16 protein-coding genes are annotated in these 20,386 nt (G+C 53.6%); 7 read left to right on the top strand and 9 right to left on the bottom strand.

All coding sequences use genetic code 11. The features are described 5' to 3' along the window. Positions 1-14: 14 nt before the first annotated feature. On the top strand, positions 15-1,505 hold the full coding sequence (locus tag ON072_RS02755) for a Ppx/GppA phosphatase family protein (protein ID WP_391564174.1): 1,491 nt from the start codon (positions 15-17) through the stop codon (positions 1,503-1,505). 58 nt (positions 1,506-1,563) lie between these two features. Here the strand turns inward: ON072_RS02755 and ON072_RS02750 are convergent, their stop codons facing one another. The 4 genes from ON072_RS02750 to trhO all read right to left on the bottom strand — a co-directional run bounded on the left by ON072_RS02750 (position 1,564) and on the right by trhO (position 7,114). Next, positions 1,564-2,415, bottom strand: a complete 852-nt coding sequence (locus tag ON072_RS02750; protein ID WP_261752464.1) for a hypothetical protein — start codon at positions 2,413-2,415, stop codon at positions 1,564-1,566. A gap of 249 nt (positions 2,416-2,664) precedes the next feature. Further along, on the bottom strand, positions 2,665-4,302 hold the full coding sequence (locus ON072_RS02745) for an alkaline phosphatase (RefSeq protein ID WP_096141667.1): 1,638 nt from the start codon (positions 4,300-4,302) through the stop codon (positions 2,665-2,667). A 14-nt stretch (positions 4,303-4,316) separates the two neighbouring features. Next, positions 4,317-5,819 carry an alkaline phosphatase gene (locus ON072_RS02740; RefSeq protein WP_274625943.1) on the bottom strand — a complete coding sequence of 501 codons (1,503 nt, stop codon included), beginning with the start codon at positions 5,817-5,819 and terminating at the stop codon, positions 4,317-4,319. A gap of 314 nt (positions 5,820-6,133) precedes the next feature. After that, positions 6,134-7,114: an oxygen-dependent tRNA uridine(34) hydroxylase TrhO gene (gene trhO, locus ON072_RS02735; RefSeq protein WP_144224854.1), complete on the bottom strand. Its 981-nt coding sequence runs from the start codon at positions 7,112-7,114 to the stop codon at positions 6,134-6,136. Positions 7,115-7,395: 281 nt separating this feature from the next. On the opposite strand from trhO, the gene ON072_RS02730 reads away from it, so the two are divergent. Then, positions 7,396-8,064: a glutathione S-transferase gene (locus tag ON072_RS02730; protein ID WP_232786027.1), complete on the top strand. Its 669-nt coding sequence runs from the start codon at positions 7,396-7,398 to the stop codon at positions 8,062-8,064. 55 nt (positions 8,065-8,119) lie between these two features. Here the strand turns inward: ON072_RS02730 and ON072_RS02725 are convergent, their stop codons facing one another. Beyond that, the gene (locus ON072_RS02725; RefSeq protein WP_107352205.1) at positions 8,120-9,907 is read right to left on the bottom strand and encodes a SulP family inorganic anion transporter; all 1,788 of its coding nucleotides are present in this window, start codon (positions 9,905-9,907) and stop codon (positions 8,120-8,122) included. Positions 9,908-10,441: 534 nt separating this feature from the next. Here ON072_RS02725 and ON072_RS02720 point away from each other — a divergent pair. From ON072_RS02720 to ilvN, 3 genes are all read left to right on the top strand, one after another. After that, entirely contained in the window at positions 10,442-11,674 is a 1,233-nt protein-coding gene (locus ON072_RS02720) for a multidrug effflux MFS transporter (RefSeq protein ID WP_443096452.1), read from the top strand. A 483-nt stretch (positions 11,675-12,157) separates the two neighbouring features. Then, positions 12,158-13,879 (top strand): acetolactate synthase 3 large subunit, encoded by a 1,722-nt coding sequence (locus tag ON072_RS02715; protein WP_101059194.1) that lies wholly within the window; start codon positions 12,158-12,160, stop codon positions 13,877-13,879. Next, entirely contained in the window at positions 13,879-14,376 is a 498-nt protein-coding gene (gene ilvN / locus ON072_RS02710; protein ID WP_025888373.1) for an acetolactate synthase small subunit, read from the top strand. Before ON072_RS02715 ends, ilvN begins: the two co-directional genes overlap by 1 nt. A gap of 73 nt (positions 14,377-14,449) precedes the next feature. Here the strand turns inward: ilvN and ON072_RS02705 are convergent, their stop codons facing one another. Then, positions 14,450-15,322, bottom strand: a complete 873-nt coding sequence (locus ON072_RS02705) for a flagellar protein MotY (protein WP_274625942.1) — start codon at positions 15,320-15,322, stop codon at positions 14,450-14,452. A 141-nt stretch (positions 15,323-15,463) separates the two neighbouring features. On the opposite strand from ON072_RS02705, the gene rnt reads away from it, so the two are divergent. Then, positions 15,464-16,126: a ribonuclease T gene (gene rnt / locus ON072_RS02700; protein WP_025009507.1), complete on the top strand. Its 663-nt coding sequence runs from the start codon at positions 15,464-15,466 to the stop codon at positions 16,124-16,126. Between the two features lie 220 nt (positions 16,127-16,346). On the opposite strand, the gene ON072_RS02695 is transcribed toward rnt, so the two are convergent. Together ON072_RS02695 and ON072_RS02690 are read right to left on the bottom strand one after the other, a co-directional pair. Beyond that, positions 16,347-17,363 carry a DUF3137 domain-containing protein gene (locus ON072_RS02695; RefSeq protein ID WP_264921194.1) on the bottom strand — a complete coding sequence of 339 codons (1,017 nt, stop codon included), beginning with the start codon at positions 17,361-17,363 and terminating at the stop codon, positions 16,347-16,349. Positions 17,364-17,507: 144 nt separating this feature from the next. Continuing rightward, positions 17,508-18,113 carry a peroxiredoxin gene (locus ON072_RS02690; protein WP_025009505.1) on the bottom strand — a complete coding sequence of 202 codons (606 nt, stop codon included), beginning with the start codon at positions 18,111-18,113 and terminating at the stop codon, positions 17,508-17,510. Positions 18,114-18,426: 313 nt separating this feature from the next. On the opposite strand from ON072_RS02690, the gene ON072_RS02685 reads away from it, so the two are divergent. Next, positions 18,427-19,746: a Na+/H+ antiporter family protein gene (locus tag ON072_RS02685; RefSeq protein WP_028779346.1), complete on the top strand. Its 1,320-nt coding sequence runs from the start codon at positions 18,427-18,429 to the stop codon at positions 19,744-19,746. Between the two features lie 113 nt (positions 19,747-19,859). Here the strand turns inward: ON072_RS02685 and ON072_RS02680 are convergent, their stop codons facing one another. Continuing rightward, entirely contained in the window at positions 19,860-20,309 is a 450-nt protein-coding gene (locus ON072_RS02680; RefSeq protein WP_028779347.1) for an Hsp20 family protein, read from the bottom strand. Positions 20,310-20,386: the final 77 nt, after the last annotated feature.

Here is a 20,386-nt window from a genome sequence, read left to right as displayed (position 1 = left end):
AAATGAGGACCACCTTGACTGCAACACCCAAGCATTTTGTCGCTGTGGATATGGGCTCCAACAGCTTTCATCTGGTGATAGCCCGCGAGCAGGATGGCAGCATTCAGATCCTGCATAAAGAGAAACGTCTGGTACAGTTGGCCGAGGGGCTGGATCTGGACAACAGGCTGGATAATGACGCCATAGCGCGCGGTCTCGCCTGCCTCAAGGATTTCAACCTCAGGTTTTCCACTCTGGATCAAGCCAGAGTCAGACTGGTGGCCACCCACACTCTGAGAGTCGCCCGTAACCGTGAGGCCTTTATCGAGGCTGCCAGGGCCATTATGCCCTACCCGGTCGAAGTGGTCTCCGGCCATGAAGAGGCGCGCCTTATCTACAAGGGCATAGCCCACAGCCAGGAGTTGGCAGAGCGCAACCTCATCATAGATATCGGCGGAGGGTCAACAGAGGTGGTGCTTGGCCACAAGACTCAGGCGCAGATACTCTCCAGCCTGCGCTGTGGCTGTGTCAGTTATAACCAGAAATACTTTGTCGACGGCAAGCTGACGCTGGAGAACTTTCGCGCCGCCCAGGCAGCGGCCGATAAACAGTTTGCCTCACTGGCCAAGGAATATTTCAGTGGCCAGTGGGATCTCACTCTCGGCAGCTCTGGCAGTGTCAAGGCCATCTGCGAAGCGATGCAGCACTTCTTCAACGATGAAACCATCACTCTGCCCAGGCTCAAGCAGTTGAAACAGCAGTTGCTGGACTGGGGGCATGTGGATCAGATTGAACTGCCGCAGGTGGACAGCAAACGTGCACCTTTGCTACCGGCGGGGCTGGCTATCCTGATCAGCTTCTTCAAGAGGCTGCCGGTCACCGAGTTGCAGTTTGCGCAAGGGGCTCTGCGCGAAGGCGTACTATACGAACTTGCCGGGATCAGCCAATTCGGTGATGTCAGCGGCCGCACTGTCGAGAGCATGGCCAAACTCTATCATGTGGACTTGAACCATGCCGCCAAGGTGGCCACTTCCGCCAAACAGCTGTTTGATGCTGTTGCCGACTGTTGGCAACTCGAGCCCTGGCGCTCCCTGCTGGAACATGCGGTGAAACTGCATGAGATAGGGATCCATATCAATTCCCGCGCTCACCACAAACACGGCGCCTACATCATAGCCAATAGCGATCTGCCCGGTTTCAGCCAAGAGCAGCAACAGCTGCTGGCACTGCTGATTGGCAACCAGCGCAAGAAACCCAACCTGGAGGCGCTGGCACAACTGGAGCCCGCTCAGAAATTACGCCTAATCCGCCTAATGGCGCTGCTGCGGCTCGCCGTGTTGCTGAATCTCGGCCGTATCGCCCGCAGCTTGAAAATCACCCGGGTAAAACCCACGGCAACAGGCATGCAGATAAGCCTGCCCGAGCCGCGTCAACGCATCAGCCTGTTTGCCAAAGACCTGCAGCGGGAGCAAAAGCAGCTCGCCCAGTTGGGTTTTGAGCTGCAGATAAGTTATGCCGATAACTGACGTCCTGTGACTAGGCCCTTGTTATATCGGTAACTGGGGTTAATCAGTGGCTATGATGTCAGTGGCTGTGATGCCCGCCTTCAAGCTGCTGCCCATCTGCCGAGTAGAAGCCTGAGCTGCCATGTTGAATAAAGCCCTGGGTGATCATCTTGGCAATAAAAGGGTCTGACTCACTGTCGCCCACATCGGCAAAGTCGAGGTCCTGGAAACCTGAGGTAAGCCGCTTGAAACTCTCCTGGCTCACAGGCGTCAGTTTGCTGAGCCGATAAACAATACGCTGCTCACCTTGAGTGATAGTCATCTCGGCCGGCAGTTCCAGCTCGCTTATCCAGCTCAGTTGCAAAGACTGCGGCTCGGTGGCACTTTTGTTCGCGTGACGATGATTTTCCTCATGACTTTCTTCATGACTCTTGCTCTTAAGGGTATAGCTCTGACGGGTGAAGCAGCTATCCTGCAGGCTTTGGCCCTTTTCAAATTGACTCAAGGCAGCAGGCGATATCAGGTGGAACTGCCTATCGAGATCGGTGTGAATATTCAGCGCCAAGAGATCGCCGCGGCGATAGCTGATAGAGCGTTTCTCCTGGGGGAAATAACGCACATACTCGCCATTTCTATGCCAAGCCTCATAGCTGACAGGGCTGCGCTGATAGATGATGGTATCGTCAAAGCGCGTCAGGGTCAGTTGCTGCTGCCTGGCCTGCTCACCGCTGCCAACAGTGATCTGATAGCTGGCTTGAAAACGACCGGGGTTGGCGGCACAAACATTAGCATTATCGCCAATTGAGCCGCCCGCTTTGACATGGGCGTGCTCTTGGCTGCCAGGCTGGTTGCTGACAGACAAAGTATTGGCCATGGCAAACTGCCCCAGCGAAGCTGTGATCCCCAGAGCGAGTGACAGCGTGAGTGACAATGTGATTGATAATGTGATTGACAACGTGAGTGGGCGACCAAGAACGCGAGGGGCTGTGCAATGAGCTGTGCAAAGAGCTATACGAGGAGCGATATGAAGCGCTACGCGGGAAAAAAGGGGGAACGCTGGCTTGAATGTTACGCGAGACATAATAAACCTACTGATATTACTCTAAAACCAAAGAAGCAGCCTGACACCCTGCCTGAAACTAGGGGCAGGCAGGGGCATCAGGCTGCGAAACGCTAAACCTTATTGCGCCGCGGCGGCCTCGGCCTTATTGACCAAATCACCGGCAAAGTTCATCACATGGAAGATGTGGTTCTGCTCAACCGTACCCTGAACCAGGCTGGCACCCGGGCCGCGAGCGAAGATGGCCACATCTTCACCGGCATGGGTTTCACTTTCCAGCGGCACCAATGCCTCCTGATGGAACCCCACACTCTGGGTGTCTATGTAATTCAGATCCACCCGACCAGGCTCGGCGGCATAGTTGTAACGCTCATCGCCACCGGTCGCCAGCGAGCCAAAGCCCAGGCCATTGGCATAACCAACCGTGGTATAAGGCATGCCGTTGGCATCGGTAGAGTTGGTGACCGACGGCTGACCGTTGGCATCGTTACTCTTCACCAGGCCCAGGATAGGATTACCTCGGGTCGGATAGCCGGCGATGGTGAACACATGGCTGTGGTCGGCGGTAACCATCAGCAAGGTGTCATTGGCCGAAGTCTTCTCCATGGCGACACGTACCGCCTCAGACAAGGCTATGGTGTCGTGCAGGGCACGGGCCGCATTACCGGCATGGTGAGCATGGTCGATACGACCGGCTTCAACGATCAGGACAAAGCCTTTGTCGTTCTTTTTCAGAATATCGATACTCTTGGCCGTCATCTCTGCCAGGGAAGGCTCGCCGGTAACACCGGTCTCGACTCTGTCGTAGTCATATTCCATATGAGAGGAGTTAAACAGCCCCAGCGCATGCTCTGTGCTGCCGGTATCCATCGCCAGGAAGCTGTCACGGTCGGTAACGTAACTGGCGTTGGGGTACTGGGACAGCCACTCGGCGGTCAGATCGCGACCATCGTTACGCTTACCTGCTTTGCCTTCAGGATCGATAGTGGTGTTGGGAATAAACGCGCGGCGACCACCGCCCATAACCACATTGATCCCTTTGCCGTTATTGAAGTCCAGCATCTGGGCGGCAATATCTTTACAGCCGTTGGTGACGGCTTCGGCCGGCAAGTTGCTGTCCGCTTCCCAGTCGCGATCCGGCACATGGGCATAAGTGGCCGCCGGGGTAGCGTGAGTGATACGCGCAGTTGAAACCACACCGGTAGCCATACCCGCCATGGCGGCCAGCTCCAGCGAAGTCACCAGGTTTTGACCGCTGGCGGAGGAACAAACACCGCGCTCGACACCTTCAGCCTGTGAGATCACGCCAACGTCCGTCTTCACCCCGGTGACCATGGCCGTCATGGTGCCGGCCGAATCCGGGGTTTGACCATCAACGTTATATGTCTTGGCCAGGCCAAGATAAGGCAGAGTCTCAAAGGAGAGTGAGTTTTCCTCTCCGGTTTGCCCCTTGAGTTGACCATCGAGGATCCGCGCCGCCGTCACAGTTGAAACGCCCATGCCATCGCCGACAAACAAGATGATGTTTTTCGCCGCCCCCGCCTGGGTGTTATTGCTCATATTGGACGCCTTGGTGACGCGGTTTTGACCATCGACATACCATTGATTAACGGCGGTCCAGTCTTTTCCGTCACTGCCGTTGCTTCCATCCGTGCCCGGGGTACCTGCGGTGCCGTCCTTGCCGTTGTCACCGTCACTTCCACAGGCCGCCAAACCGAGAATCGCGGCCAAAGACAGTACCAGTAATTTCTTATTCATTTCCTTGCTCCCAATTAATACTTAGTACCGCCAAGCTCTTGGGCTTGATTGATAATGTGGAAAATCACGTTCTGCTCCATTACACCCTGCACCAGGTTGGCGCCGGGGCCTGTGGCATGCAGACTAATGTCTTCACCGGCGTGGGTTTCACTTCCCATAGGAATAAGAGCTTGTTGCATAAAGTCTTTGTCTTGAGTGTCCACTGAGGTCAGGTCGTCACGGTTCCCCACAACTGCGCCCGGGCCATTGGTATAACCCAAGGTGGTGTATGGCTTACCATCGAGGGCAGTAGAAAGGTTTCCATCTACGCCGTGTACCAGACCAAGAATGGGGTTACCCCGCTTCGGATAACCTGCGATGGTGAACACGTGGCTGTGGTCGGCGGTGACCAGAATGAGCGTCTCTTCCGGGTTGGTGTTTTCGACCGCCGCCTTAACGGCGTTGGAGAGTTCTACCGCATCGGCCAGGGCGCGCTTGGCGTTACCGGCGTGGTGACCATGGTCGATACGACCCGACTCGACAATCAGCAGATAGCCCTTGTCGTTCTTCTGCAAAATCTCGAGAGATTTCGCTGTCATCTCAGTCAATGAAGGTTCGCCGCCCACATCATCGGCGCGGTCCGCTTCATATTCCATGTGGGAGGAGTTGAACAAGCCCAGCAGGTGATCTGTAGTGCCGGTATCTATGGCATCAAACTCTGTGCTGTTCCATACATAGGCGGCGTTATCCAGGTTGTCGACCCAAGCCTTGGTCAAGTCCAGGCCATCCTTACGCTGCCCTTTCTTGTTCTCGCCATCAGTCACTGTTTCAGGGATAAAGGCGCGGCGACCGCCCCCCAGGGCGACTGACAGGGCATTGTCTTTATCGCGCATCACCATCTGGTAGGCGATATCTTTACACTCGTTGGCTACCGCCTCGGCAGGCAAGTTGGCGTCAGATTCCCAGTCACGCTCCGGGCTATGGGCATAGGTTGCTGCCGGAGTGGCGTGGGTGATACGTGCAGTACTCACCACACCGGTAGATAAGCCTTTGGCATTGGCCAGATCCACCAGAGTCACCAGCTCATTGCCTTTGGATGACAGGCAGTTGCCACGAAGGCTCTGTTCGGATACCGAAATCACCCCCGCTTTGGACTTTACCCCGGTCGCAATGGCCGTCATGGTGCCTGCACTGTCCGGTGTTTGCTGGTTGGTGTTATAGGTCTTGATCAATGCGGTATGGTCAAATTTCTCAAAACTCAGGAAATTCTCTTCACCACCCTGGTTACCGGCCAGCTGCTGCCCTTGGTAGATACGCGCAGCAGTCAAGGTGGAGATCCCCATACCGTCACCGACAAACAAAATGACGTTTTTGGCTTTTGCTTTTGATTCTAATGTAGCCTTGTCTGACACCCGCTGGGCGCTTTCCTTATACCAATGGCTGTCAGTTTGAACACTGGGTAACACGGCGCTATTGGCCGCCATGGTTACCAGGCTGCAAGAGATCAACGCAGCTAATCTATTTTTCATCACTTTCATCATCCGTATTGGGTTGAAGTAAATTGTTCGCTATTAAAAATAAAGCGGCCTGATTGTCAGGGATCCAGATGACAGATTTGATTAATCAAGATTGCAGTTATGTGAAGCTCTGCGTTTAAACGACACAAATCAAAGGAAAAGCTGGCTTTTTGGCCAAGAAACCTGAATGGGGATTGGATGAGGAGAAAGCTGCTGTTTGTTCCTGTTATCGAAAAACCATAGTGACAGGGATAACCAGGACTCTGAACTAAGGAAAGAACGAATAAGAAAAAGGAGCCTGTGGGCTCCTTGGATGATTAGATTTCTTACCGCTATCAACAGGTTTGCTTGGCCTGCTCTTTCTGACGCTGTTTTTGCTCACGGCGCTTATGGATCACTTCTTTGACATCGGCGCCTATGTGAGCCTCACCGCGGCGCTTGGCCAGTTGCATCTGCCGCTCACGCTCGATAAATCGCCGGCGCTGCTTTTCATCCAGCTTATCTATGCAATGGGGACAGCTGACACCCTGCTCATAGGCCGGGCTCTGCATATCGGCCTCGGTTATCGGCATCCGGCAGGCATTACATTGATCGTACTGGCCTTTTTGCAACTGGTGATCCACTGAAACCCGGTTGTCGAAGACAAAGCATTCTCCCTGCCACAGACTCTGCTCTTCGGGCACTTCTTCCAGGTATTTGAGGATCCCACCTTCAAGGTGATACACCTCATCAAAGCCTTGTTGCTTAAGGTAGGCGGTGGACTTTTCACAACGGATCCCGCCGGTGCAAAACATGGCTACCTTCTTGTGCTTGGCCGGATCCAGCTGCTGCTTCACATATTCGGGGAACTCGCGGAAAGTCTCGGTCTCGGGATTGACGGCATTCTTGAAGGTACCAATTTGCACTTCATAGTCGTTGCGGGTATCAACCAGCAGCACATCGGGATCGGAGATCAGCGCATTCCAGTCTTGGGGTTTGACATAAGTGCCGACCACTTCTCTGGGATCTATGCCTTCCACCCCCATGGTGACTATCTCTTTCTTGAGTTTGACCTTGGTGCGGTAAAACGGCATCTCATCATCAAATGAGCGCTTGGAGACGATATTATCCAGGCCATTCTGGGCATCCAACCAGGCCATCAGGGTATTGATGCCGCTTTCCGAGCCGGCCACTGTGCCATTAATGCCTTCGGCAGCCAGCAGCAAGGTGCCGCGAATACCATTGTCTTCCATGGTCTCGAGCAACGGCTGACGCAAAGCCTCATAATCCGGCAGGGAAACAAACTTATATAAAGCGCATACAACTATTTTGGACATCATTACCTCAACTTCTGCTGGCTGGAACCTAATTTCCAGTGCATAACAGCCTCACCTTCTGGAACCTTCCTTAGGTGATCGGCCTCCCAAAATGGGGGCGCCATTCTACCCCAATCACAGTAGCGCAAATAGACAGCAAAAGTAGGGTTATTAGGCGATTTCTGAATCAAGTAGCCGTATCGTAACGACTTAATCCTATACACGTCTTTGGGCAGGCGACCTTGCCTGTCACCCGAGTCATTCCTACAATGGCTGTTTTATTGAAATGCCAAGGGAATCTTGTGACTCAAGTAAGCCGTCAAACTGTGCTGTACAGCTTTCGCCGCTGCCCCTATGCCATGCGCGCCAGACTGGGCTTGATTGCCGCCGACCAGTCTGTCGTGGTGCGGGAAATTCTGCTGAAAAATAAGCCGCAGGAGATGCTGGCCCTATCGCCGAAGGGCACAGTGCCTGTGATGCAACTCGCCGATGGAAGGGTGCTTGACGAGAGTCTGGATATCCTCTTCTGGGCATTGGCGCAAGCCGATCCCCACTCATTGCTGCCGCAAAATCCTGAGGAAGAAAACCTTACCTCAGCCCTGATTGCAACCAATGACAGGGCATTCAAGCCTTTGCTGGACAGATACAAATACTTTGACCGTTATCCTGAGTTCAGCCAGCAAAGCTATTTCGAACAAGCGCTCGAGTACTTGCTGCCACTGGAGCAGAGACTGGCTGAGGCTCAAGGGCTGCAAGAGCAAGCCATGTTGCTCGGGCGTATGAGCGCGGCGGACCTCGCCATCTTCCCTTTTGTGCGCCAATTTGCCCATGTGGATAGAGCCAGGTTCAATGCAGCCCCCCTGCCCTGTCTGACTCAATGGCTGCAGGCCTGGCTCGAGCACCCCTGGTTTATCCGCGCCATGAAACCCAAGCCTCTGTGGCTGGAAAGCGGCGAGCAACAGCCGCTTTAGCGCCTGCCGAGCAATCTTGGCAAGCGTTTGCGTGCTATCGGGATCCCGCCAGGTTTTACAGATGGGACGGTCTGGGGGCGCTGGTATCATCGCCGGCCAAACGCCGCACTTCGGGGGCTTGGCCTTCAGCGACCGCTTGTTTGTAGTTTTGATGCATACGCACCGCCAAGGCCAAATCAGGCCTGATGATCAAACCATCCTCCGCCACATCTATGCCACTGGCTTCACACCAGCTGAGCAGTTGACGTTTACGGCCCGCCAGCACCAGGCTGACGCCGCGGCGCTTCAACAGGTGCGCCAAATCGGCAATCATGGCCATCACACTGATATCCAGATGACTGAAACAGGCCACAGCATCGACTATCACACAGTCCACCGGCTCGGGCTGCTCTTTTAACCTGGCCAGCAGCTGGCGTTTGAAATAACCTGCGTTGAAATAGGTCAAGGGTGAGTTGAAACGGTAGATCATGATCCCCGGGATCGCCGTAGCCTTGTCACTGCGGTCGATACTGCGCAGCACCCCTTTACGATCGACACCGAGCAGCTGCTCAGAGGGTTTCATCACTACCCGGATAAATTGGAACAAACCCAGCAGCACCGCCAGGGTGATCCCCGGGATCACCCCGATAAAGAGCACGGCCAACAGGGTGATCAGTGCCAGGGTAAAGGCGCCGTTGTCGCGCTTTCTCAGCTTCCAGATCCCCTTGATATCAATCAAAGAGAGCGATGCGATAACCAGCACCACCCCGAGCGCCGCCGAAGGGATATATTGCAGCGGCGCAGTCAGGAACAGAGCCACCAGGGCTATCAGCAGCGCCGCTATCACAGAAACCAACTGCGACTTGCCGCCATTGGCATCATTAACCGCGGTGCGCGAATCGGCGCCGCTGATGGCAAAACCCTGAGACAGCGCCGAGGCGATATTGGCAAATCCAAGCGCGCGAAACTCTTTATCAGGATCTATATCGTAGCCGTTTTTGGCGGCAAAGCTGCGCGCTGTCAGCATCATGGAAACGAAGCTCACCATGGCAAGGTTCAGCGCCGGCATCACCAGTTCACGGCTGAGCCCCAAATCAAATACCGGTGCCTGAAACTCCGGCAGCCCCCCTTCAATAGTGCCGACCACCGCCAGTTGATACTGCTGCAAATCAAACAGCCATACCAATAATCCTGCCACCGCAATCGCCACCATGGAGGCAGGTAGTTGCGGCCGCAGACGCTTGACCAGCAGGAACACCAGCAAGGTGGCCAGACTCATGCCCAATGTTGGCCAGTGAGTGCGCGACAGATACTCGGCACCGCCTGCCAGGCGCTCCAGCAAATAGCGGGAGTCGAAGCTAAAGCCAAAAATCTTCGAGAACTGGCCGACGATAATGGTTATCGCCACCCCGTTGAGCAGCCCCATCAAAATCGGCCGCGAGAGAAACTCGGCAAGCACCCCAAGCCGAAAGCGGCTGGCCAGCAGACACCAAATGCCCGTCATCAGGGTCATGGTCATCACCAACTGCCAGTGCACCTTGGCATCGCCGGCGGCCAGTGGCGTCACCACAGCGGCTATCACGGCGCAGGTTGCGGCATCCGGACCCACTATCAGTTGCCTCGATGTACCAAACAAGGCATAAATCAACATAGGTAAAATACAGGAGTAAAGCCCGGCCACGGCGCTGACCCCGGTAAGCTGGGCATAGGCGATGGCCACAGGCAAGGCCACCGCGGTTACCGACAAGGCGGCACGCAGATCATCCCGCAACCATTCTTTTTGGTAATGCAGCAATCCTGCCAGCCCGGGAAGTGATTGAGTCAGCAACTCCCTGGTGTTCCATTGTGGAAAATTAACTCGCATATTCAGCACTCAACTCCATCAATTTAAGCGCATACTGTCCTGAGTGGATAATGTAGTGAGCTTATGCCAGGAAGTCATCCAGGGCGAAATAAAATATTCTCACTATTCACATTTCCGCTTTTGTTTGTCAGTAATGTAAAGAAACGACTTGGGGGATTGGCTAAGGAAGGCGCGAACAAGTCCCATGTGTGCTCTGCGTCGGCTTACGGGCCTGGATGCAAGGCGTGGTTCGCAGCAAATGGCCTAGTCCTTTGCAAGAAGCACAACACAGCAGGCAGACCTGTAAGCCACGCCCTTCGGGGCTTTCACAGCAACCGGCTTTCTGCGTTATCCGACTTCGACAGGCCCCGGCATGCCTTCAGTCAGATGCCTTGAATGCCAATTGTTGTGTAAACCAGAGTGCCACGAGGACTTATTTGCACCTTCCCTTATTGGGCGCCGCGACTTAACATAAACCCCAAGCCCTTTTTCGTGGCATGAATCACACTCCTGACTAAGCATCCAATGCTTTTTGGCCAATATAATGAGGTTAAATTGGATACCCAACCCCAGATAACCAGGCGCACGCCCCAAGGACTGCATCTGGCCTTGCTTATTCCCATGCTGTCGGCCATCGTGGCGATAACGCCTTTGGCTATCGACATGTATCTGCCGGCCATGGCCACCATAGCCGAAAGCTTCCATTCCGATATCACTACAGTGCAGCAGTCTCTGAGCCTGTATCTGGCCGGGTATTCTCTGGGTATGCTTACCTTTGGGCCTTTGGCCGATCGCTTCGGCCGTCGTCCTTTGGTGATCATTGGCCTATCGGGATTTATGTTGGTCAGCCTGGGATTGGCGCTATCGCAAACGATAGAAATGTTTTTAAGCCTCAGATTTGTCCAGGCCTTTATCGGCGCCGCCGCTACCGTGGTGATCCCCGGCTATATCAAGGAGGTCTATGGTGACAATACGGCCAAGGGCATGTCCTATGTCAGCCTAATAATGATGCTGGCGCCGCTGCTGGCTCCATCCATAGGCAGCCTAATTCTGGAACTGGGTGAATGGCATCTGATTTTCTTTATTCTCGCCTTCTATGCCCTGCTGCTGCTCATGCTGGTATTGCTGAAACTGCGTTTGCCTTCGGATATGCAAGGCGCCGAGCGCAGCCGCAAGTCATTCTTTGGCGCCTATGCCACCGTCTTTACCCGGCCCGGGGTTAAGCTGCATATCGGCAGCGGCGTGCTGACTTCATTCGCCTTTTTCTGCTATCTGACAGCCTCGCCGTTTGTCTATATGTCGGTATTTAACTTGGATAAGTCACTGTTTGCCATACTATTCAGTACCAACGTAGGCGCCTTGATGCTGGCCAATATTATCAACTCACGCATTGTTGGTCGCTATGGTTCAAGACGCATGTTGGTTGCCGCCACTATGCTCGGTAGTATTGCCGCTACCGGGCTGTTACTGGTGAACCTGCTCGACTTGAGTTACCACTTTACCGTGGCCATGCTGATCCCCCTGATGGGATGCCTGGGGATAATGTCGGTTAACGCCGATGCCATAGTACTGATGAAGTTTCAGCAGGAAACAGGCACAGCCACCGCGGTTATCGGCACCCTGAGGTTTGGCTTTGGTGCTCTGGCAGGACCGCTGCTGGCGCTGTTTTACACGGGTACTGCCGTGCCCTTTGCCGCGTTGATGCTGGCCTCTGTGCTACTGGTGGGTCTGTGCCAGTTCGCTGTCAGTCGCCGCCCTGTGCCCGAATGCCGCAGTACCGGTTCCTAAAATAAAGCTGGCGGTAAAGCACGCTCAAGCGTTTGAAACCGCTTGAGCGAAAAGCGCCGTTTGTCGATTTCCGCAACCCAAAGAACCACAATTTTCAAAGACTGGGTTCATACACAAGGAATTAGCGGCGCTTTAGACCAAAGTCTAAAAAGATCCTCAATTAGGTATAAAACATAATAAATTCAATACGTAATAAATAGCACTTTAGCAAAACCCTACCGCAATCAGGGCCGCTTTTCGGCGGCAAAAATGAAATTTATTCATGCTCATAAAAAAGCTGCTTCCAGGGGCTTGAAAACTTCTCTCTTTCCAATATGATGAAATTCTGTCCATTGGTGACAGAGACCCATTCCCTACAGGGAAGTGTGCCCCAAGGCCGGGTCGACAGCTGGCCGGAACTACCCTTCCGGCCCGAATTAGAGCGATAACCGTCGCTGTAAAAGTTACTGTTTACCGTAACGGTATCTTATCAAGGAGTACCAAATGGAGATGCTTTCAGGCGCCAGCATGATAGTGCGTTCGTTAATTGACGAAGGCGTAAAACATATATTCGGCTACCCGGGTGGCTCAGTTCTCGACATCTACGATGCCCTGCATCAAAAATCCGATATAGAACATATTCTTGTCCGCCATGAACAGGCGGCCGTGCACATGGCCGATGGTTACGCCAGAGCCACGGGCAAGGTCGGCGTGGTATTGGTGACATCCGGCCCGGGAGCGACCAATGCCATTACCGGCATCGCCACCGCCTACATGGATTCAGTCCCTCTGGTGGTGCTTTCGGGCCAGGTGCCCAGTAACCTGATCGGCAATGATGCCTTCCAGGAATGCGATATGATAGGGATCTCCCGCCCTGTGGTGAAACACAGCTTTTTGGTGACAGATCCCACCGAAATTCCCACCATTATCAAGAAAGCCTTCTATATCGCGGCCAGCGGCCGCCCAGGCCCTGTGGTAGTGGATCTGCCCAAAGACAGCCTCAACCCGGCGATACTGCACGAGTATCAATACCCGGAAGAGATTAAGATGCGCTCCTACAACCCGACGCTTTCGGGTCACAAGGGCCAGATCCGCCGGGGTTTGCAGGCCTTGATGGCCGCCAAAAAACCAGTTCTGTATGTGGGTGGAGGCGCCATTATCTCCGGCTGCCACCAGCAGCTATTGACACTGGCCGAACGACTGAAACTGCCTGTGGTCAATACGCTTATGGGGCTGGGCGCCTTTCCCGGCTCTCATCACAACAACCTGGGCATGCTGGGGATGCACGGCCTGTACGAAGCCAATATGGCCATGCACCATTCAGATTTAATCTTCGGCATTGGCGTGAGGTTCGATGACAGAACCACCAATAATGTCGCCAAATATTGCCCGGATGCCACCATACTGCACATAGATATCGACCCTTCATCCATCTCCAAGACCATCAAGGTGGATATTCCGATTGTAGGCTCGGCCGATAAGGTACTGAACGAGATGCTGCAATTGCTGGATGAAGACAAGGTAACGCCTCAGGATGACGAGGCGCTGCAACACTGGTGGCAGCAAATTGCTTCCTGGCGCAGCCGCAACTGCCTCGAGTATCAGCGCAATGCCGAACGGATCAAGCCTCAGCAAGTGATAGAAACCCTCTATCGCCTGACAAACGGTGATGCCTATGTAGCCTCGGATGTTGGCCAGCACCAGATGTTTGCCGCTCTCTATTATCCTTTCGACAAACCACGGCACTGGATCAACTCAGGAGGCCTTGGCACCATGGGATTCGGCTTGCCGGCCGCCATGGGTGTCAAGATGGCGATGCCGGATGAAACCGTTGTGTGCGTCACCGGCGACGGTTCGATTCAGATGAATATTCAAGAGCTTTCCACCGCACTGCAATACGATGTGCCGGTGAAAATCATCAACCTCAACAACCGCTTCCTCGGGATGGTGAAACAGTGGCAGGACATGATCTACTCGGGCCGCCACTCCCACTCCTATATGGACTCAGTCCCTGATTTTGCCAAAATCGCCGAAGCCTACGGCCATGTGGGGATCAATATCGACCATGTGGATGAACTGGAGAGCAAACTGGCACAAGCCCTGGCCATGAAAGACAGGCTGGTGTTTGTGGATATCAGTGTTGATGAAACCGAGCACGTCTACCCGATGCAAATTCGTGGTGGTGCTATGAATGAAATGTGGCTGAGCAAGACGGAGAAAAGCTGATGAGACGTCGAATCATATCTGTATTGATGGAAAACCAGCCCGGCGCCCTGTCAAGAGTTGTCGGTCTCTTCTCCCAACGCGGCTACAACATTGAAACTCTTACGGTTGCGCCCACCGATGACCCTACCCTGTCCCGGCTGACAGTCGCAGTTGAGGCCAATGAAAGCATTCTGGAGCAGATAGAGAAGCAGCTGCACAAGCTTATCGATGTGCTCAAGGTGTCCAACATCACAGAGTCCACCCATGTGGAGCGGGAACTTGCCTTGGTCAAGGTCAAGGCAAGCGGCGCATTGCGGGAAGAAGTGAAACGCACCGCCGATATCTTCCGCGGCCAAATCGTTGATGTGACAGCCAATCTCTACACAGTACAGATGGCCGGCACCAGCGATAAACTGGATGCCTTTATTGCCGCGCTGACCGAAGTCACCAAAGTGGTGGAAGTGTCTCGCTCCGGAGTCGTGGGGCTTGCCAGAGGCGACAAGGCGATGCGCGCCTGAGTCTCCCCGCCAAAGTCCACGCATGAAAAAACCAGGCTTGAACCTGGTTTTTTACTGTCTGTGAAAACTTATGTTATTGCAGAGGTTTGCTTATCCGGATAACCACCCGGCGGTTGCGGGCCCGCTCGTCACTGGAGTCGTTTGAAGCCACATGGCGGCGCTCGCCGTGCCCTTCGGTATGGATCCTGTCACCCGGGATACCCCGCGCCACGAAGAACTCTTTGACTGAACCGGCGCGCTGCTGAGACACCTTCTGGTTGATACTACGACCACCATAGCTGTCGGTATAGGCGTCTATCAGCACCAGTTCCACTTCGGGAGCATAGGCCAGGTACTCCTGCACCCGCGCCAGCTGCGCCTTGGAATAACGGGTCAACTCGGTACCGCCCATCTCATAGGTAAGCACGGTAAAGGCGATATCATCGAAACTGTAAGGCAATAGATTGGCCAGGCACTGCTTGAACTCGCGGTATTTCTGGGCAAAGTTGGCCGCAGAAAGGCCGACCGCCACCTTGTTGCTTTGGTTGTACCAATCGCTGTAGTAGAAAGTGGGTTCCATACCGCGATCCAGCTCTGCCAGCATGGACCAGGCGGCCTTTTTCGGCACTTCACCATTGAAGTATTTCTGGTAGCTCAACTCGGTAATCGCCTTGGATGTCACCCCGGGACGCCAGGCCGGCGCCTTGCTCATCAAGCGGGCATGGGTCACGGCATCAGGCTTTTGCCACATATCCAGAGTAAACTGCAGATTCAGCTCTTTACCCGCATGACTGGAAAACACCGCCTTGCCGTAGGCGGGAATGTCGTGCTCCAGGCTGCAACCTATGGGGGTATTTTGCGCCACGCGCCAATGAGAGTCGTCAAGTGACGCCACATAGTGCCTGAGATCCGCCATCGCCGACAGCGGCAGACAAAGAGTCGACAGCAGGAACAGTTTACGCCACATAGAAATCTCTCTTTTCGCATACCATGTTGTCTCTATCGGCAAAGAAATTCATTCCTTTAGCCTATAAAAACAACAATCGAACATGACACCCTGTTGATGTTTTAGCATAATAGCCGCTTCGTTATTTTCCAGGGGAAATGCATGACTCAGCCAAGCCTAGCCAACCAACTCAAGCACAGATTCAGGGGCTATTTCCCTGTGGTGATCGACGTGGAGACCGCTGGCTTCAATGCGCAGACCGACGCGCTGCTGGAGATTGCCGTCACCCTGCTGAAGATGGATACCGAGGGCAATCTGGGAATAGACAGAACCCTGCACTTCCATATCGAGCCTTTTGAAGGCGCCAATCTCGAGCCGGAGGCACTGGCATTCAACGGCATAGATCCCAACAACCCTCTCAGGGGCGCCGTCAGCGAGAAAGAAGCTTTTCTGGAAATATTCAAGGCGGTGAAGAAGGCGCAGAAGGCGGCCGATTGCCACCGTTCTATCATAGTGGCTCACAATGCCGCCTTCGATCACGGCTTTGTCAGTAAGGCAATTGAGCGCAATGATATCAAGCGCTCGCCGTTTCATCCCTTTGCCACCTTCGATACCGCCACTCTGGCCGGATTGGCCATAGGCCACACAGTGCTGGCCAAGGCCTGCGCCTTGGCCGGGATCCCCTTCGACAACAAAGAAGCCCATTCGGCGCTTTATGATACAGAGCGCACCGCCGAGCTGTTCTGCTATATAGTGAACCGCTGGAAAGCCCTTGGCGGCTGGCCTTTGCCTGCCGCTGCCGAAACCCCACAGGATGTGGTCTAAACCCGCTCAAAGATACGCTCAAACATAGCAAGTCGGCTCGGACATATAAGCCGACTCAAACTAAAGTGTTTCCCGTCCTCACGCCAAATCCTTTGAGCATCTGGTGTGAGGGCGCATCAAAACCCAGCGACCAAAGACCAGCGTTCAGAAACCCGTTCAGAAACCAGTGACCGGAAACCAAAGATAGCCTGGCTCAAAACCAAAGTCTTGAGCCTCATGTTTAAAGCCCGGTGCGACTATCGAGTTTCAGGGCTTTAATCAAGTCGAATACTTCATGGATTTCTTTGAACACTTGCTCTATGTCTGCGCTGAGATCCAGCGGCTTGAGAAGATCCAGTTGCGGCTCAAAATAGCTGTGCTGACAGGCTATTTTGACAAACAATCGCCCCTGTCTAAAACAGGCTTCCAGCTCGCCTTGATAAAATCCTGATAGTGACAACAAACGTTCCATAGTCGCTGTATTGAGCACATATCTGGCTTCGAGCTGATCGTCACTGTAGACCTCAAATCTACGCTCAAAGTCCGGGTCTTCCAGCTTTACCCTCGAGAGCTTGTTTCTGAACTGCGCCAAGCCATTGGCCATAAAACCTTTATCGCGGCGCACTTGGATGGTCGCGGAAAATGTCTTCGGCAGGTCAAACTCTATCACTATGCCATCGAACAGCGTCTTATATTGGGGACCATTATCGTTCTTGCCTGTGCGTTCGAGTAACGTCAGTTCCCTAAGCAGAAAAGGCACATTAAGATATTTGCCTCTGACCGAGTTTTGAAAATAACCTTTGTCATAGTCGGGAAAGAGACCATAGTCTTTATAGCTTTCCAGTTCAGGCAATCCCGAGGGGTTGAACGCAAAGCTTTTACCGAAATACCCCAGCAGCAGAGGATAGATCTCCTCGACTATCTGGGTACGCAGTTCACTTATCTCACTGCCAGCCCAGATGTTGGCCAACACCACCACCGCCAGAGATAGCACGGCGCCGCCAAAGCCGATAAAAAACACCCCTTCTTTAAAATTCAACATCAAGGCGCCGTAGAAACCCATGGCAAAAAACAGCAAAAATGCCGGAATGCCGATAAAGGTGAGAGGCGCAACTATCTTTCTACGCTCTTTATACCTGGCAGCAGCGGCCTCTCGAACCGACTCATAACGCCGACACTTGGGTGCAATCTTTTGCGCATAATATTGGTCGAAGGCCTGCTTGTCTTGCTCCGGAATAGCAAACTCCATTGAATTCATCCTGTTTTCCTTGCTATTTTTCCGGTTCAATTAGCAACTATCTAGAACCTTTCGTCAAGCTCTTAGCTCTGGAATGGGCAATAAAGGTTTAGATAGGTATAAAAAAAGCTGCCCGAGGGCAGCTTTATAAAGCTATACAAGCAATTACAGCTCTTCAGCGTTCTCAGACAGGTAGGCAGCAACACCGTCTGGGCTGTCTTTCATGCCTTTCTTGCCTTTTTCCCAACCTGCAGGACAAACTTCACCGTGCTCTTCGTGGAATTGCAGCGCATCAATCATACGCAGCATTTCATCGACGTTACGGCCAAGAGGCAGATCGTTAACGACCTGGTGACGCACCATGCCTTCTTTGTCGATCAGGAAAGAACCGCGGAAAGCCACACCGGCTTCAGGGTGCTCAACATCGTAAGCCTTACAGATATCGTGGCGAACGTCGGCTACCAGAGTGTATTGAACCTGGCCGATACCGCCTTTTTCCACTGGGGTGTTACGCCATGCATTGTGAGTAAACTGAGAATCGATAGAAACACCGATCACTTCAACGCCACGCTTCTTGAACTCTTCCATGCGGTGATCGAAGGCGATCAGCTCAGATGGGCACACGAAGGTGAAATCCAGTGGGTAGAAGAACACTACCGCAGGCTTGCCTTTGATTGCTGCAGTCAGGTTGAAGCTGTCAACAATTTCACCAGAACCCAGAACAGCTGCTGCAGTAAAGTCCGGAGCCGGACGGCCTACTAATACGCTCATTTTATACCTCCATCTATGGATTGAGCTGTGAATAAAACAGAATCCGTTTTAACTACAAGCCATTATAAGAGGTGCCATGCACCTGACAACCTATTTAGGATCAATATCACGCTTTTGCTGCATTTTAAGGCTTGTCTGGGTAAGAAATCGGCAAGTGTGCGGCCACGACAATAACCAGGCTCACAAAGCGACTCAATAACCTTAGGATCCAGTTCACAAAGAGAGATTTTTTCCCGCAAACACTGATTGCAGCTGGACATCCAAGCCCCCCCAGTCAAAAATAGCCCCTTTGTTTAGCGAATAAGACTTTACTATGAACGCAGTTGTGATTGCCGTCTGTCTGATGCTCGCTCTCAGCCTGGCCCGGGTCAATGTGGTGATCGCCTTGACGATCAGCGCCCTGGTCGCCGGCTTGATGGGAGGACTGGACATCCACCAGACCATAGAGGCATTCAATACCGGCCTGGGCGGTGGAGCCCAAATAGCCCTGAGTTATGCCCTGCTCGGCGCCTTTGCCGTGGCCCTGTCCCACTCAGGGTTGACCACTTTGATCTCCACTACTGTGATCAAGGCCCTTGGCAAGGATCCCGATAGTCAAAACCTCAAGTGGGTTCGCAGCTTGTTGCTGCTGTCCCTGCTGGCCATGGCTATCAGCTCACAAAACATTCTGCCGATCCATATCGCCTTTATCCCCATTCTGGTGCCGCCACTCTTGCATCTGATGTCCAAACTCAAGCTGGACAGGCGTTTGGTCGCCTGTGTTATCACCTTCGGCCTGGTCACCACTTATATGGTGTTGCCTGTGGGCTTTGGCGGCATATTTCTAAACGACATACTGCTGGCAAACCTGCAGTCCAACGGCTTAGAGGCCCAGTCAGGGGATATTCCCCAAGCCATGCTTATTCCGGCCGCCGGCATGTTGGCCGGACTGTTGACGGCCGTGTTTATCAGCTATCGCAAGCCAAGAGAGTACCGGGAAGAGCAGATCCTCGCCGCCGAGCCGGAAACCGGACTCAGCAAGCGCAACATCATCATTGCCGTGCTGGCCATTCTGGCGACTCTGCTGGTGCAACTGCAGACAGATTCGATGATCTTCGGCGCGCTGGTCGGCTTTATGATCTTCTCATTCAGCGGCGCGCTCAAACATGTGGCCGATGAAGATATCTTTAACCAAGGCGTGCGCATGATGGCCAACATAGGCTTTATCATGATAGCCGCGGCCGGTTTCGCCGCCGTGGTCAAACAAACCGGTGAAGTGCTGACTCTGGTGAGTGCCATAGGGGAATTGATCGGTGACAACAAAGGCCTGGGCGCGCTGTTGATGCTGGTGGTGGGTCTGTTGATCACCATGGGTATTGGCTCATCCTTCTCGACTATCCCCATTATTGCCACCATCTATGTGCCGCTGGCACTGAACTTTGGTTTCTCTGTGCCTGCAGTTATCGCCCTGGTCGGCACCGCCGCAGCACTTGGGGATGCCGGCTCACCGGCATCGGACTCGACGCTCGGCCCCACCGCCGGTCTGAATGCCGATGGTCAACACGATCATATCCGCGACAGCGTGATCCCAACCTTTATTCACTACAATATCCCGCTGCTGATCTTCGGCTGGATTGCCGCCATGGTACTCTAAGCGCTGCCTTGGGGAGTGATGGCCCTGAATACAAAAAGCCAGTCTGTATCAGACTGGCTTTTTTGCTTTAGCGGCCTGTTTTACAAGCCGGGGCCGAGCTTATCAGCGCGGTTTCAGGCCTGAGTTTCTTCTATCAGGCGGTTACCTGAGCCTATCTCAATTTTCCGCGGTTTCATGGCTTCAGGGATCTCGCGCACCAAATCTATATTGAGCAGGCCGTGTTCCAGATGGGCGCCTTCGACGGTCACATAATCGGCCAACTGGAAGGTACGTTCAAAGCCGCGCTCGGCAATGCCCTGATACAGGTATTTACGCTCCGGAGCCTGTTCGCCCTTGGTGCCTTTCACCAACAGCTTTTCGCCCTCGCTGGTGATCTCCAGCTCATCCATGGCAAAGCCTGCAACCGCCATGGTGATCCGGTAACGGTTCTCACCCAAGAGTTCGATATTGTATGGAGGGTAACCGGCATTGCCATTGTTGGCGGCGGCATGTTCGGCCAAACGGGCCAAACGATCAAAACCGATAGCGCTGCGGTAAAGGGGAGTCAAATCATAGTTACGCATAGTCATATCCTCATAGATTAAGCAATATGTAGTGTCGGGCCGAATCATCGCACCCTAGGTTCAAACGGCCGCCCAAT

This window comes from Shewanella sp. K8 (assembly GCF_028823715.1).
GTDB lineage: Bacteria > Pseudomonadota > Gammaproteobacteria > Enterobacterales > Shewanellaceae > Shewanella > Shewanella algae.
Note: the sequence above shows the minus strand (reverse complement) of the source record. Positions and strands in the feature narration are given on the sequence as shown.

Bases quoted from the DNA above. Each gene is read 5' to 3' on its own strand.
- ON072_RS02685 (WP_028779346.1), top strand. From the start codon at position 18,427: ATGAACGCAGTTGTGATTGCCGTCTGTCTGATGCTCGCTCTCAGCCTG.
- ON072_RS02740 (WP_274625943.1), bottom strand. From the start codon at position 5,819: ATGAAAGTGATGAAAAATAGATTAGCTGCGTTGATCTCTTGCAGCCTG.
- ON072_RS02680 (WP_028779347.1), bottom strand. From the start codon at position 20,309: ATGCGTAACTATGATTTGACTCCCCTTTACCGCAGCGCTATCGGTTTT.
- ON072_RS02705 (WP_274625942.1), bottom strand. From the start codon at position 15,322: ATGTGGCGTAAACTGTTCCTGCTGTCGACTCTTTGTCTGCCGCTGTCG.
- rnt (WP_025009507.1), top strand. From the start codon at position 15,464: ATGACTCAGCCAAGCCTAGCCAACCAACTCAAGCACAGATTCAGGGGC.
- ON072_RS02715 (WP_101059194.1), top strand. From the start codon at position 12,158: ATGGAGATGCTTTCAGGCGCCAGCATGATAGTGCGTTCGTTAATTGAC.
- ON072_RS02745 (WP_096141667.1), bottom strand. From the start codon at position 4,302: ATGAATAAGAAATTACTGGTACTGTCTTTGGCCGCGATTCTCGGTTTG.
- ON072_RS02695 (WP_264921194.1), bottom strand. From the start codon at position 17,363: ATGAATTCAATGGAGTTTGCTATTCCGGAGCAAGACAAGCAGGCCTTC.
- ON072_RS02690 (WP_025009505.1), bottom strand. From the start codon at position 18,113: ATGAGCGTATTAGTAGGCCGTCCGGCTCCGGACTTTACTGCAGCAGCT.
- trhO (WP_144224854.1), bottom strand. From the start codon at position 7,114: ATGTCCAAAATAGTTGTATGCGCTTTATATAAGTTTGTTTCCCTGCCG.
- ON072_RS02725 (WP_107352205.1), bottom strand. From the start codon at position 9,907: ATGCGAGTTAATTTTCCACAATGGAACACCAGGGAGTTGCTGACTCAA.
- ilvN (WP_025888373.1), top strand. From the start codon at position 13,879: ATGAGACGTCGAATCATATCTGTATTGATGGAAAACCAGCCCGGCGCC.